The sequence below is a fragment of the Aureispira sp. CCB-QB1 genome (genome assembly GCF_000724545.1).
Lineage (GTDB): Bacteria > Bacteroidota > Bacteroidia > Chitinophagales > Saprospiraceae > Aureispira.
In genome coordinates, this window is sequence record NZ_JHBV01000016.1 from 224,671 (window position 1) to 243,095 (window position 18,425).

At 37.4% G+C, this 18,425-nt stretch carries 13 protein-coding genes; 1 reads left to right on the forward strand and 12 read right to left on the reverse strand.

Going from position 1 to position 18,425, the window contains the following annotated elements:
• Window positions 1-194: 194 nt before the first annotated feature.
• From CG11_RS07510 to CG11_RS07565, 12 genes are all read right to left on the reverse strand, one after another.
• Window positions 195-632 (reverse strand): cytochrome C oxidase subunit IV family protein, encoded by a 438-nt coding sequence (locus tag CG11_RS07510; RefSeq protein WP_052594705.1) that lies wholly within the window; start codon window positions 630-632, stop codon window positions 195-197.
• Between the two features lie 60 nt (window positions 633-692).
• Window positions 693-1,700 carry a cytochrome c oxidase subunit 3 gene (locus CG11_RS07515; protein ID WP_052594706.1) on the reverse strand — a complete coding sequence of 336 codons (1,008 nt, stop codon included), beginning with the start codon at window positions 1,698-1,700 and terminating at the stop codon, window positions 693-695.
• Window positions 1,701-1,755: 55 nt separating this feature from the next.
• Entirely contained in the window at window positions 1,756-2,334 is a 579-nt protein-coding gene (locus CG11_RS07520) for a cytochrome c oxidase subunit 3 (protein WP_231512767.1), read from the reverse strand.
• A 3-nt stretch (window positions 2,335-2,337) separates the two neighbouring features.
• Window positions 2,338-3,237 (reverse strand): heme o synthase, encoded by a 900-nt coding sequence (cyoE, locus tag CG11_RS07525; protein ID WP_231512768.1) that lies wholly within the window; start codon window positions 3,235-3,237, stop codon window positions 2,338-2,340.
• A 75-nt stretch (window positions 3,238-3,312) separates the two neighbouring features.
• On the reverse strand, window positions 3,313-5,166 hold the full coding sequence (locus CG11_RS07530; protein WP_052594708.1) for a cbb3-type cytochrome c oxidase subunit I: 1,854 nt from the start codon (window positions 5,164-5,166) through the stop codon (window positions 3,313-3,315).
• A 56-nt stretch (window positions 5,167-5,222) separates the two neighbouring features.
• A complete protein-coding gene (locus CG11_RS07535; protein WP_052594710.1) occupies window positions 5,223-6,689 on the reverse strand; it encodes a cytochrome c oxidase subunit II in 1,467 nt (488 codons plus the stop codon).
• A gap of 91 nt (window positions 6,690-6,780) precedes the next feature.
• A complete protein-coding gene (locus CG11_RS07540; RefSeq protein ID WP_081909492.1) occupies window positions 6,781-8,397 on the reverse strand; it encodes a hypothetical protein in 1,617 nt (538 codons plus the stop codon).
• A 63-nt stretch (window positions 8,398-8,460) separates the two neighbouring features.
• The gene (locus tag CG11_RS07545; protein WP_052594712.1) at window positions 8,461-9,585 is read right to left on the reverse strand and encodes an OmpA family protein; all 1,125 of its coding nucleotides are present in this window, start codon (window positions 9,583-9,585) and stop codon (window positions 8,461-8,463) included.
• Window positions 9,586-9,617: 32 nt separating this feature from the next.
• On the reverse strand, window positions 9,618-10,151 hold the full coding sequence (locus tag CG11_RS07550; RefSeq protein WP_052594714.1) for a DUF3341 domain-containing protein: 534 nt from the start codon (window positions 10,149-10,151) through the stop codon (window positions 9,618-9,620).
• A gap of 50 nt (window positions 10,152-10,201) precedes the next feature.
• Complete coding sequence (gene nrfD, locus CG11_RS07555; RefSeq protein ID WP_081909493.1) at window positions 10,202-11,818, reverse strand: NrfD/PsrC family molybdoenzyme membrane anchor subunit; 1,617 nt, start codon at window positions 11,816-11,818, stop codon at window positions 10,202-10,204.
• Window positions 11,819-11,878: 60 nt separating this feature from the next.
• Complete coding sequence (locus CG11_RS07560; RefSeq protein ID WP_052594719.1) at window positions 11,879-15,199, reverse strand: TAT-variant-translocated molybdopterin oxidoreductase; 3,321 nt, start codon at window positions 15,197-15,199, stop codon at window positions 11,879-11,881.
• 120 nt (window positions 15,200-15,319) lie between these two features.
• On the reverse strand, window positions 15,320-16,747 hold the full coding sequence (locus CG11_RS07565; RefSeq protein ID WP_052594721.1) for a c-type cytochrome: 1,428 nt from the start codon (window positions 16,745-16,747) through the stop codon (window positions 15,320-15,322).
• A gap of 513 nt (window positions 16,748-17,260) precedes the next feature.
• Here CG11_RS07565 and CG11_RS07570 point away from each other — a divergent pair.
• Window positions 17,261-18,388, forward strand: coding sequence for a Smr/MutS family protein (locus CG11_RS07570; RefSeq protein ID WP_052594725.1), 1,128 nt, complete (start codon window positions 17,261-17,263; stop codon window positions 18,386-18,388).
• Window positions 18,389-18,425: the final 37 nt, after the last annotated feature.

The window sequence follows — 18,425 nt, forward strand, 5'->3', positions numbered from 1 at the left end:
ATTCATCGCTTCATAATTGGAGAAATCGTAGAGATTCTTTGTATCGAAAAGACGAATTCTGCACTTGTTGTCACAAAAGTAATACATCTTTAGTTCAAGTTGGTAGCTATAAAACAAAAAAAGTGTTCTAAGGCTTACTTAGAACACTTTTAAATAACAAATTTTTATTTTTAGCTGTAACAACTATTCAATAGTTACGATTGAAACGACAATTGTGTTGGTAAATCGTCGATAGATCTCATACTAGTTTCTTTAGAGGTCTCTTTGGCAGGAGTCTCAGCACCTGGACGTGCATCCATGACAGCATTTCTATTGGTTCTAGCATAATTACCTTCCCACAAAAATGCAATAACTGCCCAAATTAAAAGAGCCATTGGCAATACAATCGTTGCAGCCATTCCTCCTACTTCTGATCCTAAATGCATAAATATGCTAACAATATAATAAGCTTTGTACAAACTTAGTGCAATCATAGATAGTCTTACTACTAATCCAGGTAAAAGATCTTTTAGAAATAAAGCAATTGCTACCTCAGCAAAAGTTACTAACAATAAAATCCAAAATCCTTTAACACCTACTTTTATATCTTCTTTTCTTTGCTCTTCGACACTTAGTCCATGTGAATGTCCCATGATATATATAATTTATTATTGATATTTTTAATTATTGATATTTCGTTGACTTTTGATAGATTATAATAGGTAGAATGCCAAGAATACAAATACCCAAACTAAATCTACAAAGTGCCAATAGAGACCAACTTTTTCAACCATAACATGCCCATTGTTACGTACTCTATAGAATCCAGACCAAGAGTTTAGAGCAATAACCAATAGAATTACCAAACCAGAGAATACGTGAAATCCATGGAACCCAGTGATAAAGAAGAACAATGTCCCAAATGCTGTTGGTCCCATTTCTTCTGCCATCAATGTTCCAGCTGTTTTGTAAGCACCTGGGAAATACTCCCCATCGTGGTAAGCAATCAAATAAGGTTCACCAACCTCAAAAGATTCACCAACTGCTTTTTTAGGCGCTTCGCTTCCATGTCTATGGAAATAATGGTGGTCGAATTTTTCAAAATATTTTTGATCATTTTTAGCATCGTACAAATAAGGCAACGCCTCTTCACTATGACCAGCATCCGAATGGATAGAAACCATCATGGTTTTCTCCTCCAATTCAGGATTCAATTTCTTTGCTTCCGCTAATGTCACATACGTTCCATTATCTAAAGCCGAACTAAATGGGTTGTTATAAATAGTTACGCCCTCTGCAGCAATCAAGTTCGTCCATTCCCAAGCTTGACAACCCAAAAACATACCACCACCAATAATCGTGATGAACAACCATTTTACAACACCGTGAACATTTTCTAATTTTCCTTCTTGAACAGCTCTAAGAACAGTTACTGAACTTACAATCAAAACAAAAGTCATGAATGTAACAAAAATAAGAGGAGCACCTTCTATTCCAAAAGGAGCTGTGCTAAATACATGATCTGGTACAGGCCACGCATTCATGCTAAAACGCAAAGATCCATAAGCGATAAGGAATCCTGCAAAAGTGAAAGCATCAGAGAGTAGGAAATACCACATCATTAATTTTCCATACTCCGAGCGAAACGGAGAATCTCCTCCATCCCACAATTCTTCCATTCCGATTTCGTTTTCAATTTCGTGAACAGTATCAGTTGCCATTGTTACGACTTTAATTTTATATGAATATTAATTTTTATTTAAAAACTATGGTGCACTATTGTTGTATCCACAAGAATAACAATAAGTACAACCACAAAATATCGACAAAGTGCCAATAGGTAAATGTTAATTCTAATCTTAATTGTCCTTTAGGAGTCCATGCTTGAGTACTGCGTTTCAAGGCATATATCCAACTAATCATTAGGGCTGTAATTCCTCCGATAACATGCAGTGCATGAGCACCAATTAACAAGACGAAAAAGCTACTAGATTGATTGGTTGAAATAAAAATTCCCATGTCATTCAGTGCCAACCATCCCATGTATTGCAAGGCAACAAATGAAATTCCCAATACAAAACCTACTGTTAACAAAACCTTGTATAAACCATAGTTTTTTGCCACAAAAGCTTTGTATGCAACGTGTAAGATAACACTACTTGACAGAATAACTCCAGTACTATAAAAGAACTCTTCTACTATTGGAAACGAAAGCCAATTCCCTGCTGCTTTTCGGACTAAGTAAGCACTCGTAAATGCTGAAAACAGCATAATCATACTCACCATTGCCGTCCACAAAGCAAATTTTTTGGGATGGATTCGTTTTATCTTTTTTGGAGATGCAACCATTTCCATATGTTAGATTTTATCAAGAACTAAAACAATCAAAACAACTGGTAAATAAGCAAAAGACGCGAACATCAATTTTCGAGCTGCTTGATCGTTACATTCTAAGTATAATTTAATGGCATAAGTTAGATAAAAGATACCCATTATCAACATAACCACACAAGCAATATAGCCTGCAATATTAAAATAAATTGGCAAAAAGCTCATTGGAAGTAAGCACAAAGCATAAAAAATTGTTTGTAGTGCAGTACTTTTGTCTCTTCCATCTACTTTTTTGGAAGGCAACAAATAAAAACCTGCCTTTGAATAATCTTTGTAAGCTACCCATGCAATCGCCCAGAAATGAGGAAACTGCCAAAAGAACTGAAGACTAAATAAGAAAATAGCCTCTGGTCCCAAGTTGTTTCCCGCAGCAACCCAACCAATAGCCATTGGCAAAGCTCCTGGTATGGCACCAATCCATACTGCAACTGGAGAAACACGTTTCATTGGTGTATAAATAAAGGAATATGAAACTAGAGATAAAGCTCCTAAAACTGCGGTCATAGGATTAAAAGAAGATAGTAATAACAAACCTGCTACGCTTAACAAACCTGCTATTAACACCGCTTCTGATGTTTCCATTCTACCTGTAGCAATTGGACGATTTTCTGTTCGCTTCATCAACCTATCATAGTCTTTCTCCAAGACTTGATTTAGTGCATTTGCAGCTCCTGTTACAAAAAAACCTCCAAGACCTAGTATTACTAAGGCTTGCCAGTTAAATGTGCTCGCTCCCAAAATGTAAGTAATACAAGCAGAAAAGACAACCAACCCCGACAATTTCACTTTAGTCAAAAGTTTGTAGTCATTAATCTTCTGTTTCAAAAAACTTCCTGTACTTACCGTTTTACTATTTGTTGTTGCCAACTTTCTGATATTTATAAGATACCAACAGCAGTTTGTCGTTCACCAACAAACTGCTGTTGGATAAATACGTTATTATTAATGACCTCCATCTACTTCACCTTCTGCTAAAGGCTCAGTTTGAAGGATAAACTCTCTACCGTGACGTCCCAAATCATAAGGCCAACGGTATACATGAGGAATATCTCCTTCCCAGTTTCCGTGTCCTGCATTTACAGGAGCTGTCCATTCTAAAGTTGTTGCTCCCCAAGGATTCAATTCTGTTTGCTTTCTTCCTTTGTACATAGAGTAGAAGAAGTTGATCACAAACAACAACTGAACAGCAAATGTCAAAATAGCTGCAATTGTAATAAATTCGTTCATACCACCGAATTCAGCAAACGCTTGGAAACCATCAAAACGGTAGTAACGACGAGGTACACCAGCCATTCCTAAATAGTGCATTGGTCCAAAGATAGCATACGCTCCAATCATTGTTCCCCAGAAGTGGATTTTTCCTAGTGTTTCGTTCATAAAACGACCATACATACGAGGGAACCAGTGGTAAATACCAGCAAACATACCAAAGAAAGCAGCTACCCCCATTACAATATGGAAATGGGCTACTACAAAATAAGTATCGTGTTGTTGAATATCGATGGCTGCGTTTCCTAAGAAGATACCTGTCAAACCACCAGAGATAAACATAGATACAAAACCAATAGAGAATAAAGAGGCAGAATTGATGCGCAAGTTACCTCCCCATATTGTTGCAATCCAGTTAAATACTTTTACAGCTGAAGGAACCGCAATAATCAACGTAAAGAGAACGAAGATATTTGCGATGAATGGGTTCATTCCTGACATATACATGTGATGCGCCCAAACTAAGAAGGACAAGACACCAATTGCTAAGATAGAAAATACCATTGCTTTGTAACCAAAGATTGGCTTACGTGCATGTACTGACAATACTTCTGATACTAGTCCCATTGCTGGCAAAATAATAATGTATACCTCAGGGTGTCCTAAGAACCAGAATAAATGTTGGTACAAAATTGCTGAACCACCCACTCTTGTTGTCAAAGCTTCTCCAGCAACATAGATTTCATTTAAGAAGAATGATGTTCCCAAAACACGGTCAAAAGTCAACATAAAGAAACCTGATGCCAATACTGGGAATGATAACAATCCTAAAATTGCTGTCACGAAAAACGCCCAAATTGTTAGAGGCATTCTAAACATATGCATCCCTTTGGTACGCATATTTAATACAGTAGTAATATAGTTGATTCCACCCAATAGTACGGATACAACAAAGAATACCAATGACAACAACCATAAAGTTGCTCCTGCCTTTGATCCATCTGATGCCTGTGGCAACGCAGATAAAGGAGGGTATCCTGTCCATCCACCAGAGAATGGTCCTGTATTTAAGAACAAAGAAATTAATAAGATAAATCCTGCCAAGAAGAAGAACCAATACGATAACATGTTCATCATTGGCGAAGCCATATCTCTTGCTCCTAGTTGCAACGGAATCAAAAGGTTACTAAATGTTCCTGATAATCCTGCTGTTAATACAAAGAATACTAAGATTGTACCATGCATTGTTACTAATGCATAATAAAAATCTGGGTCAATTCTACCAACTCCTGTTGTTGGATCAATATTAATCCATCCACCCAACAAAGGTTGTAGCCAAGCCATGTTTGCATCAGGAAATCCTAATTGCAAGCGGAAAATAATCGACATTCCAGCACCTATGATTGCCCAAATAATTCCTGTAATCAAGAATTGCTTTCCAATCGTTTTGTGATCTTGGCTAAAAATGTATCGATCTACAAAAGAAGACTGATACTTGTCACCGTGATGGCCGTGGTCATCATGTCCATGGTCATCGTGGTGTCCGCCATGCTCTAATTCTTTTTCTATGATATTAATATCTGCCATGATAGCTTATATTTAACTATTGATATTTATAATTTCTTCTAATCTCTTATACTCTCTTAGTTACCTGTAGTGTCTTGTACTGTTGAATCAACAGATACTGATACAGGCTCTTTTGGAGTTATTTTAACACTATTAGCAATTGCTTTAGCTTCTTCTAATTTTGCATTAGATTCTGCTACTGATGTTGTTGTACGAGCTACTTTTTGAATAGGTTTTAGTTGATTCATTGCAGCTTCTGCATTGTTATAATCAGCAGATCCTAATTCAGCATTATTTCTCATTTCTCTCATCTTGTTCATGTAAACATTGACACGAAGCTTGTTTTCTACTAATTTTTCTAAATCAGCAGTTTTACCTTTTAGAGGATCTTTGTCTGTGTTAAAAATTTTAGAGAAGTACTGAGATTTTACAGAACCTGGTACATAAGTATAAGTTGTTTCACCACCATTTGCAGAATCTACAACCTCTTCCAATTTACCACCTTCTTGCTCATCCAACCAATCCAAGTATTCTTCTTCAGAAACAATTTTAACCAAGTTTCTCATACTGTAGTGGCCATTACCACAAAGCTCAGCACAAGCTAACTCGTAGTTAAACATTTCCCAACGTTGCTTTGTATCGTCTTTTTTGTCTGGAACTTGCCACTCTGGCTGTTGACTCAAACGACGACGCATAGAATCTGTTGTTACGGTTGGTGTGAAGTTAAAGTAAGTTGGCATACCAGGAACAGCATCTGTTTTAACACGCATATCACGGATGTAGAAGTTGTGCAATACATCACGAGCAGTAATGCGAACGCGAACAGGTTTTCCTACAGGAAGTACGATCTCAGTAGTCATGAAATCATCCATGTTTTTCTCATCTGTCCAAGTTTGTCCCAATTGGTTGGCACTATTAATTTGTGTAAAGTATTTTGTACCAATTTTCCCATCACGACCAGGATAACGCAAGTACCACAAGAACTGTGTTCCTGTTGCTTCGATTTCCAAGTATTCTCCATCCTCTTCTGGTAAAATAACACTTACAGAATCTTCTGGCAAGTCCAACATAATTTTATTCCAAGCTTGTAATCCACCTACTACCAAGAAAGTCATTACAACAGAAGGAATAATCATCCACACCATTTCTAGTGTTTCATTGTGCGCCCAATAAAGACCAATTTTTCCTTGTTTACCTTTGTATTTCCAAGCAAACCAGAATAATGCAATGTGCGTTAATACAAATACGATAAATGTAAAGAACAACGTAAGATTAAATAAGTAATCTACTTCTGGTCCATGCTTTGATGCAGCAATATTAGGTCCCCATCCTAGAGTTGTTGGGATGTAGTAGATAAAAGAAACCACACACACCGATAAGAAGGTAACCATAAATACCATTCCTAAACCAGTGTGGAACTTATTGATCTCATCTTGTTCTGCTGGGTCGTTACGTACTATAGATGCTAGTTCTCTAGCTTTTCCTACCTGCACGATAAATACAGCCAATAAAATGACACATAATGCCCCGATTGTAAATCCCATGTCTTTTATATTGTTTAAAAGGTATAACCTTTAAATTAAAATATTCATTGTTTTATTAATTACTAATAGATGCTTCTAATATCGCGTTCTATTAGTGTGCGTCTCTTTCTGGTCCGATTCCAGTATCATAATGCTCACTCTCCAAGATATATGGATCGTTTGGTGGATACAATGGTGCACGACTCAATGCAGTGAATGTTACAAATAAGAACAAGCCTAAGAAACCTAACATTGTTCCAATTTCTAGTGCTCCAGGGAAGTGTACTCCTAGCAAGAATTGAGGTTCTGCATGATGTGCATGATCTCCGTGTGCATGATCATCGTGTCCTGCTGCTGCATGACCGTGATTGTCATCATGATCGTGTCCAGCATCTGTTGTAGCATGATCGTCATGGTTATGATTGTCTGTATGTGTATCGTGATTATGCTCTGCATTTGTATTAACATCATCTCCATTGCTATGATCGTTTCCATGGTCATGGCCATGTTGATCGTCTTGATAAGTTGTTAAAACAGCTTTAGGAGCTTCGTTGATGTGGTAAGTGTTCTCACTGTGTGTATCTCCATGGTCACCATGTCCAGCGTGAGACAAGTGTTGAGCATGCTCGTAGTTATACCAAACACCAGGCTTAATCATTTGATAAAAGTCTACCCAATGTCCAATAAATACTAGTCCAGCAACAAACCCTAGTGTCCCCAATGTACGTTTAGAGTTGTTCATCATCAAGATGAAGAAAGGACCAACAAAGTTCATTAATAAATTAGCAAAGAAAACAACTTTGAATTGCTCAAAACGAATAAAGAAGTACTGAGTTTCCTCACCGTTGTTAGCGTACCAAATTAACATAAATTGAGAGAACCACAAATAAGTCCAAAATACGCTAAATCCAAAGATATATTTTCCAATATCATGCATATGCTCATCTGTGAATTTTTGTAGCAAACCTCTTCCTCTCAAGAAGATGATAAGCATAAAAGTCATAGCCATCATAGCTACCCACATAGATACGGTTACGTACCAAGCAAATAGAGTAGAGTACCAGTGAGTATCTACTGACATTACCCATTGCCAGATAACGTAAGCACTAGAAAAACCACCTATTGGCAAAAATGCTGCTGCATAGATACGGTTTTTTCTTACGTTTTCAGGAACAGGATTATCTGTTGTAACAACATAAGGAGTAGAATCCTCATTGATAGAGATTTTTCTAAACATTACAGCAAAGAAAGTCCATGCTAACACAACCACTACAGTCAATAAGTAAGCGATAGGGTTAACAAAAGCAGACTTGTGAAAAGCCAATGGATCAAAGTTCGCACTTTCTACATTTAGATAATCTTGGTTGTTCCACAAGTACAATAATTCTGTACCATTTGCGTGCATGTATATCGCTATTCCTAAGATTAAAAATAAGATAGCTCCTACCCACAAGAAGCTCATAATCGCTTCAGGGATACGTTTAAACATTGCAACCCATCCACCCCATGCCAAAGCATGTGCTGCTAAGAATAGAACTGCTGTAAATGCAATTCCTGTGAAAAACACGGAATTGTGCAAGTAATTAGTCCAAAAACGCATGTGATGCATATCCTCAGGACCACTGATGTAGGACCAGCCTAAACAGACGGCACCAATAACCATCAGTACGATGGTAAACAGCTTGGTTTTTCCGTCAAAGACAAAAGTTTCGTTGTTATGATTGCTCATTGTATATAAAAGTTATACTTGTTTTAATCTTAGATTACGCTTTATTGAAAACTAAATAAATTGTTATTGAACAATCTTTAGCTCTGTTCTTCTATTTTGTTTTTTTCCTTCTTCTGTATCATTCGATGCTACAGGTTGAGTGTCTCCATATCCTTTGTAAGACAAACGCTCTGCAACAATGTTATGATCAAGCAAATACTGGTATACAGCTTGTGCTCTTGCCGTTGACAACTCAAGGTTTTCAGTAGAATCTCCTGAATTATCTGTGTGACCACTAATTTCGATTTTCACAGTAGGGTTAGCTTCCAATAAAGCTACCAAAGTATTTAGTGTCTTTGAAGAAGCAGATTGTAATTCAGCATTCCCTGAATTGTATAATACATTGTCCAAGTTAATTTTCAAATCTTGTACATCATGATTGGCTTTCAATTCGCTAATCATAGCATTAAAAGACTCCTCTAAAGAAGGTTTTGGAGATACATTAACATTACCTGTTGGATTGTATTCTTTTCCAGCTTTAGCTGCCTGCATAGAACGAATATAGTGAATTACTTTCCAACGTTCCATTGGAGACATTTTATCAGCATGAGATTGCATCATACCTTTTCCATGCAAAATAGCGTTTAAGAAGCGACCATCTGTAGCAGTACTAAATTCCTCATTAACTAAGTTAGCAGGTTTAGCACTATATTTTCCTTCTCCCTCATTATACAACACACCATTTCCATCAGCTTCTTCACCATGACATACTTCACAGTTAATAGAGTACAATGTAGCACCGTCTGTCAAAACTCTTTCTAATTCTGCTTTAGAAGTTGGTTTAATTTCATTTTGGATGCTAGCATCTGCCATCATCATATCTCTTACTTTTTCTTGAAGAGCCACGTGAGTTTCGTCAGCAGAAGTTCTATAATCTTCTAAGTTTTGGTATTTAGAAGGCAAGTAACCACGAGCTACGGTTCCTTTCACAGGTTTACGAGGACCAGCATAAGCTCTATAAGCTTCTTCTCCATCCCAAGTATTATTATAATAATAACTACTGTAGTTTGCTTCGTATGCAATGGAATGTGACATATCTGGCATGTATTCACTACCAGTATCATCACCACCAGCACGACCACAGCTCCATAACAAAAGACTAGCCAGACCAACGGTAGCCAATGAATATATGCTTGTTAGATTTTTCATTTCTATTTCGAATTATTCTTTAGTTTTTAATATTAGATATCTTTAGTGTGAACTTCTTCTGCACTAGTTCTTTCCAATAATACAGAAAGTGCCTCTACCTCTTCTTTTGAACTGTGTGATACATCAAAAGCGATGCAAAACTTGTCGTCCGTAATTCTTGGATCTAAATATGGATTCTCAACTCCAAATCCTAATCCACATACAAGGTAGAAGGTAATAACCATTCCCACTGCTGCCATCAATACCGTAAACTCAAACGTAATTGGAATAAATGCAGGAACAGAAAAATAAGGCTTTCCACCAAAAATAATCGGCCAATCACGGGTAAATACCCAAGACATGAAACCAAAGGCTAAAGTTGTACCCGTCATTCCATACAAAAATCCTGCAATATGCAAGCGAGACTCGCTCAAGCCCAATACAGGGTCCAAACCGTGTACTGGAAAAGGAGTGTACACATCCATAATTTCAGCATCTTCTTTTTTGATTTGCTTGATTGCTGACATAAGGATTTCCTCATCATTGTACAAGCCGTATAGCACTTTTTTATTTAATACTCTTTTCATGCTTAATCTATATTTATACTAGGCGTTTGCCTAAGAGATTGCTTAATTGTTTATTTATCGTCTTTTTCAGAATCTTCTCCATCTTCAAAATTCAAATCTTCTTTGAAGTCTTCGATGGTTTTATCTTCAGGATTATCTCCTATCAATACATCTACGTCAGACTCTAAAACTGTAGACGTTTTTGTATCAGGAGCTGTTCCAGTCAAATTTTGAGGAGTTTGAACATGACCGTGTGTCATGTGCTCATCGTGATCATGGTGGTGCAAACCAGCATTGATTTCACCAGTTTTTTCTGCTACAGCAGGACCCACATATTGATCACCAGAAGATTTTAAGATAGACTTAATCTCTGCTACAGCTACTACAGGAGCGACACGCATAAAGATTAGGTAAAGTGTACCAAACAATCCAAAAGTAAATAGATAAATACCAATTTCTACCCAAGATGGAGTGTAGTAACTCCAGCTAGATGGAATGAAATCTCTTGCTAGTGTTGTTGCGATAATTACAAAACGCTCGAACCACATACCAATATTTACAACAATAGATAAAACAAATGTCCACACTAAAGAACGTCTGATTGAGCGGAACCAGAAGAATTGTGGAGAGATTACGTTACATCCCATCATCGCTGCATAAGCCCACCAATAAGGTCCCACAGCACGATTGTAGAATGCGTATTGCTCATAAATATATCCTGAATACCAAGCAACAAACAACTCTGTCAAATAAGCAACCCCTACTATTGATCCTGTCAATACGATTACTTTGTTCATCGACTCGATGTGCTCGATTGTAATATAGTCTTCTAATTTAAGGATAGATCTTGTGATAATCATCAAGGTACATACCATTGCAAATCCTGAGAAGATTGCCCCTGCTACGAAGTAAGGAGGGAAAATAGTTGTATGCCAACCAGGGATTACAGAAGTAGCAAAGTCAAATGATACAATCGTATGTACAGAAAGTACCAAAGGAGTTGCCAAACCTGCCAATACTAAAGATAAAGACTCCCAACGTTGCCAGTGCTTAGCTGAACCAGTCCATCCCATTGACAAGAAATTGTAAATTTTCTTTCTAAATCCTTTTGCACGGTCACGGATGGTGGCAAAATCAGGTACCAAACCAGTATACCAGAACAATAAAGACACTGTAAAATAAGTACTAATCGCAAATACGTCCCACAAAAGAGGAGAGTTAAAGTTTACCCATAAAGGTCCACGTGTATTTGGATAAGGAAATACAAAGAATGCCATCCACATACGTCCCATGTGAATTCCAGGGAAGAATGCTGCACAAATTACAGCAAAAATTGTCATCGCCTCAGCAGCACGGTTTACACCAGTACGCCATTTTTGACGGAATAATAATAAGATGGCAGAAATCAAGGTTCCTGCGTGACCAATACCTACCCACCATACAAAGTTAGTGATATCCCATCCCCAACCAATCGTACGGTTCAAATTCCAAGTACCGATACCAAACCATAAGGTAAAGAAAACGGCAATACCACCAAAGGCCAAAAGCCCTAAGCTACCTAGCAAACAAAGCACCCATCCCATTCCTGGTAATTGCTCCGTAGGAGAACAGATATCCTCTGTTATTTGATGATACGTCTTGCTGCCCGTTACTAATGGTGGGCGAACATTTGATACAACTGCGCTCATAAAATTTATGTTTTTATCTAAATTGTATTTATCTACTTTCTATTCTATTAATTTCTCTTACTAAGCAAAGTTTTCATCTTTGTTTACTACTTTCATTAAGTAGTTCACAGAAGAACGAACGTTGGTTTCTTCCAATGGAATGTACGCACGTTGTGTTCTTTGCAATTTATAAACTTCACTGTTTGGATTGTTGTCATCACCAAAGACAATAGCTCCAGTAGAACAAGCTTGTGCACAAGCTGGAGTTACATCAGAATCTTTTAGTTTACGACCTTCTACCTTCGCAGCCAATTTACCTTCTTGAATACGTTGAATACAGAAGCTACATTTTTCAATTACTCCACGAGTACGAACCGTTACGTCTGGGTTTAAGACCATACGAGTCAAGTTATCGTTCATGTAGTTATAACTTTCTGCATCGTCAATTCCTCTGTTCATGTCTACCTCGTTAGAAGGGAAAATATCCGCAGATGTATAATCCAACCAGTTGAAACGACGTACTTTAAATGGACAGTTGTTCGCACAGTAACGTGTACCTACACAACGGTTATAAGTCATCTGGTTTAAACCTTCTGAACTATGGTTGGTTGCTGCAACTGGACAAACATTCTCACAAGGAGCATTATCACAGTGCTGACACATCATTGGCATATAAACAGCATTTGGTGTTTCTTCATTTCCATAGAAATAACGGTCAATTCTCAACCAAGTCATCTCATGAATGTTATTCACCTCAAATTTACCAACTACAGGAACGTTGTTTTCAGCCATACAAGCTACCGTACAAGCTCCACATCCAGTACAAGAGTTTAAATCTACAGCCATTCCCCAGTGGTGTCCCATTCCGTAGAACTCCTTGCGGTCAGGATATAAACCTTTGCTATTTAGATATTGATAACCTTTGCGTTTTTCTGCTAATTCTTTTACATCCTTAGCTACTTCTTTAGCCGTAGAGTGGAAGAAAACAGAACGATCAATCAAAGCACCTTGGAAACCTTCATTATGCTCATCTACATTGAATGGCTTCTCTTCGCCAGTAGCATAAGTATGCATTTTAGTTTTTCCTGTTGCTTCATCTGTTGTTGTCAAACCATAAGTATGGTGCATTTGCACACAGGCAAACAAACCATCGTGCCCTTCATATTCTGATACAGAACCAGCACCAGCATAACTAAAGCCTTTGATAGCAGGGAACAAGTCTGTTCCTACTCCATTACCCGCCTTACCTGCTCTAGTACGTCCATATCCTAAGGCAATAGAAACAGTGTTGTCCATTTGACCAAATGTACGGAATACAGGCAATTGATAAGGTTTTCCATCTATGGTAATTGTAGCAATATCACCATCTTTCAAGTTATTCAAAGAAGTGTATCCAGAACCACCATCCCATTTTAATGGAATTTGAATGAAGTTATCCCAAGTAGTACGCATAATAGGATCTGGCATTTCTTGCAACCAAGGATTGTTGGCATGCTGTCCAGCTCCTAATTGTACACTTTCGTAGAATGTTACTTCTAGTCCATCTGATTTCTTTTGAGATAAAGCCGCAACTGCTCCAACTATACCCAAGTTACTAGGTTCTGGAGTAGGCTCTACATCTGTAGGAAGCTCTGGAGTGTTCGCATCTACGACAGGCGTTTCGATTATATTTTCAACAATTGGAGAGCTTGTTTTAAACCATCCATTGTGTAATGTATTATTCCAGAAAGATTGGAACGTCATGTAATCACTTTGAGCAGGGAACATTTTGTTCTTCCAAGTCTCTTTCATGAAATCATGATACGTAGTTGATATTCCAGCCCAAGCTAACAAAGACTCTCCTGCTTGACGGGTGCTAAACAAAGGCGCAATAGTTGGTTGAACAACATATATTTCACCTTTTTTAGGTTCAGCATCACCCCAAGCCTCCAAGGTATGGTGGTCTGGTGCTACGTATTTACATAAAGCAGCTGTTTCATTCAAGGTTAAACCTAGAGATACAGACATTCCTACTTTTGGAAGTGCCGTAGCAAAATCAGCAGCCATGCCAGGAATATCATAAGCTGGGTTAGCACCATCGCAAACGATGATTGCATTAACAGCACCACTTTTCATATCGTTTACCAAAGCTTGAACAGCAGCATCGCGCCCCAAACGTTGTTTAGAGTGCATATCTTTTGTCAAAGTCATGGTAGCATTAACAGCACCTAACATTTCGTTGATTGCATTAACGGTCATTTGGATGTTAACATCATTGATACCGCAAACGACCAATGCTTTGCGAGCATTTGCAACTAATTTTTTAGCAGTATCTTTAATTGCTTTAGGAGCTTTTTTCCATGCAAATGATGGTGTAAATCCTAATGCAGCAGCACTGTTTCCAGTTTCTTTTGCTACTTCTGTATACAACATTCCAACAGCAGCCCCCCATTCAGAAGGTTTGATCAATACTCTATGATCTGCGTTAGAACCTGTTAACGACATACGAGATTCAAATTGGATGTGCGTAGACATTGTCTTGTCTGCCCCTACTTTGATATCTTGGTCTGTTACTTTACGATTTTTGATATAATCTTTAGAGTACTCTACTGGAGAAACCCAAGTACCTAAAAAGTCTGCCTCAATTCCGACTACACACATTGCTTTATCAAAGTGGTATGCTGGAATCCAAGGCTTGTTGTACATTTTTTCGTTTGCCTCAATGATTGCAGAGTAAGAAATCGGGTCATATTGCACCAATTGTGCGCTAGGATATTTGCCTTTAAACGCTTCTACTGCTGCTTTAAAAGTAGGACTATTATTAGTATGAGAAACGATGCGAATTTGACCATTCAAACCTGCTTTAACAGCTTTGTCTAAGTCAGCCCAAGACAACATTGCCTTAGCTTCTGCTTCATTTCTTTGTTTTGTATTTTTGATTTTTTCTGCCTCTAACAACTTAGCAACATCTCCAGCCCCTTTAAGACGGTTGGTATCATATAGTTCTAAGATAGAAGCTTGACTTCTAGCACAAGTACCTCCTTCTGTAAAAGTCTTGTCTTTTTTGCTTCCAGGGTTTCCTTCAATCTTAATTGGACGACCTTCACGAGTTTTCACCAATGCAGGTAATACATCGCCCCCCTGCACAACAGCAGAAGCAAAGTAAGTCGCTACACCTGGAACAATTTCTTCCGGTTTAATTACATAAGGAATTGCCGTTTTCACTGGCGTTTCACAACTTGCTACAGTAGCAGCTGTTAGACCAAATCCCATATACTTTAGGAAATCACGACGGCTGTGCTCGCTGTTCTCTGTTCCTTCAGTATGCGCAAATTCATTTTGCTGTAGATCATTAGTAGAAATATCATTGGTTAAGTCTTCTACACTTACCCAAACTTTATTATTGTTTTCCTTCTTATTCATAGTCTTATAAGATATATTGGAAGTAGGGTCTTCCCCCCTTGTTATTGCTAATTTATTATAGAACAGGGCATCTTTTCAACAACTAATTGCTTTGTTGAAAAGATGCTTTATAAATACTGATTAGTAGTGACATTTTTGACACTCCAAACCACCAATTTCTTCAACAGTAACTCCTGTACGTTTACCGTCTTTTAGCTCATTGTGGTATTGCTCATAATATTTGTAATCAGTATAGTAAGCATTTGCTTTATTGTCGTCACCATCATAAGGTGTTTTCTTACCTGCGTTCAAACCATCGCGGAACTGAACTTCTGTTTGTCTATGACAATTGATACACCATCCCATAGACAATGGAGAATGTTGCTTCACGACATCCATTTCAGATACTTCACCGTGACAAGTCTCACATTTCACTTTACCCACAGTTACGTGTTGAGAGTGATTGAAATAAACGTGATCTGGCAAGTTGTGAATACGAACCCACTCGATTGGTTTGTTGTAAGTACCTTTTACAGAAGCCAATTGCTCATCAATCATTCTATTGACAGAAGTTTCATTTTCTTTCCACTCTTTGTCATAAGTTTTTCTCAACCATCTTCTGTATACTTCTGCTCTATCCTCATCGCTCATATCTTCTGGCAAGTAAGAGTTAGACAATGGATTGAAACCTGATGCAGCATATACTTTGATCAACTCTTTAGTACCATCTTTTGATCCTTTTTGGATGTTGGCGTGACAGTTAATACAAGTATTAGAAGCAGGAATAACAGAATGCTTAGAACGACGAGCCCCATCGTGACAGTATTGACAATCAATTCCGTTGTCTCCAGCATGGATTTTGTGTGAGAAGTTAACTGGCTGGGTTGGTGCGTAGTCTTGTTGACGTCCCAAACCAATAGCGTTGTTAACAGTAGTATAACCTCCAATTAAAACAACTACAAAAATTAGCAATTTGATCACAGAAGGTCCTAGTAAAATACCTACAACAGATTTCTCTGGAGTAACAACAGCCCCTTCATTTTGCTGAGACAAACGTGTTAAGCTATTAATATAGCGTCCCAACAAAGCAATCGCTAACAACAACACAAAAATTAAGATATAACCCAACCAAGGGCTACTCTCGTCTTGACTTGTTGTAACAACTTCACCTCCTTCTTGTCCTTCTGTTTTGTCTAGAGCACCCGATCCCTTCAACTCCACAAATTCCAAGATGTCATCAATTTGAGCATCTTCTAAAGATTCAAAGGCTGTCATGGCAGAAGCAGCCCAAGTTACCATTTGCTTAGCACGAGGATTTCCTGCCTCCGCTAAAGCTTCAGAGTTACGTATCCACTCATAGATAGCACCAGGATATTTTTTCCAACGATCCTTTGCTCCATATAGAGCAGGTCCCGTCATGTCACTAACCATGTCGATGTTGTGACAACTGGCACATTTCTCCAAAAATAGAGATTTACCATTATTTGCATCCGCCGCCATTGACCAGTTTGGCAACATTGCAATTAACAAAGTAATTGCGCAAAAGCTTAAAAGTCTTTGATATATCATTTTGTAATTTTTTTGTCAAAAAACAACTCTTGTTGTGTTTGAGGCAAAAATACAACCCACAAACCTTTTTTACAAATGTTCCTAAAAACTCTAAACTATTTAGACCCGATCTAAATAAGATTTCTTTAACTTTTGTTTAACTTGTTTGTAAGTCTTTCCTTTTGCTTAAGCTCAAACTTTAACATAAAAAGCTGATTTTCAAACTTCCTATACGTTATCTTGTTATTCTCAATATATTTTTCCAGAATCTTAACCGCTAAGTTAAAATCCTTCTCCATTTTTTCGCATTTTTTAAAAGAAAAATCAGAGAATTGTCAAAATCTATTGATTTAGTCAAAAGGATAGTTGATATTTGCAAAGCACCAAATCTATCCCCTCCCTTTAAGTGTTGTTTAGAGGTTCCTTTAACAAACAATGCGGTTAATCATTCAAAAAAAAAATAATTAGCATTTTTAGAAAAAATACGTCCCCAAAAAACCTTCTTTTTTTACAGTCAAAATATGAATAAATAAAATGTTTGAGATAGGAGCTAAAATACGGTTCAAATATACAGGAATGCTTGCCGAGATTATTGAAAATCATCAAGATGGTAGCTATACCGTATGGCTAGACGAGGAACAAGAAGATAGCATTGCTTTTGAAGATGATATTGTGCTGGACAAAGATTTTAAAGCAATCGAACAATCTGAACAGCAAAAAGCATTAAAGAAAAAGGTAAAAGGACCTTCTACTGAAGATTTATTTTACAGCAAAAAAGAGTTGGAAGATAGAAAAAGAGCTGCCCTCCGTCCCAAAAACAGAAAAGCTATCATTGACAATCTCTATGAGAATACTGAAGAAACAAACGAAGCAACTTTTATTCCTACTGCTATCATTGAACAGGCTCCAAGTAATAAAGGCTGTTTTTTGGCATTTCACCAAACGTCTAATAGCAATTATACTATTTATCTAGTTAATGATTCTCCTACCTCTTTTAGTTTCACGTTTAAGTTGTTTTTGAATCAAGCACTAGAACACGGTTTTAACAAAATCATTCCTGCCAATACTTTTTTTGCAATTGGAGAATTCACACAAGCACAGTTCAACGATGCTCCATATATAGAATTCACCTGCCCTAAGTTTGGCTTTGAAAAAATAATTAAGCTGAAATATCGTAAATTTATCCGAACAACTCAGCCAATTCCTTTGATGGGAATAAACACATATAGCTTTCTGTTATTTCATAAATTAAATCCATACACAAAAAAAAGTCATTCGATAAAAGATTATACAAACCTTCACAAAAAAGAACGGGCACAGATAATGGCACCAATTAACCGCTTATATCGTTCTTTTGATCTGATGGATGTTGCCTCTTTTGAACCAGAGTTGGATTTGCATGCGGAGAAATTAGTGAATGACACTTCTGAGTTTACGGCAAGAGAGTTGTATGAATTGCAGATACAAGTTTTAGAAGATTTTGTTGCCAAAGCGGTAGAATTTGGTCTAAAAGAAATCTTTATTATCCATGGTCTTGGCAAAGGGAAATTAAAACAAGGAGTAGACGAATTCTTGCGATTTCACGGTGATGTTAAGGCTTATAAAAATGAGTTTCACGAAAAATATGGTTTTGGCGCTACTAAAGTGCTTTTAAAAAAATAAACGTCCCTTCTTTTTCTTTATATTTTTATCGACTCAC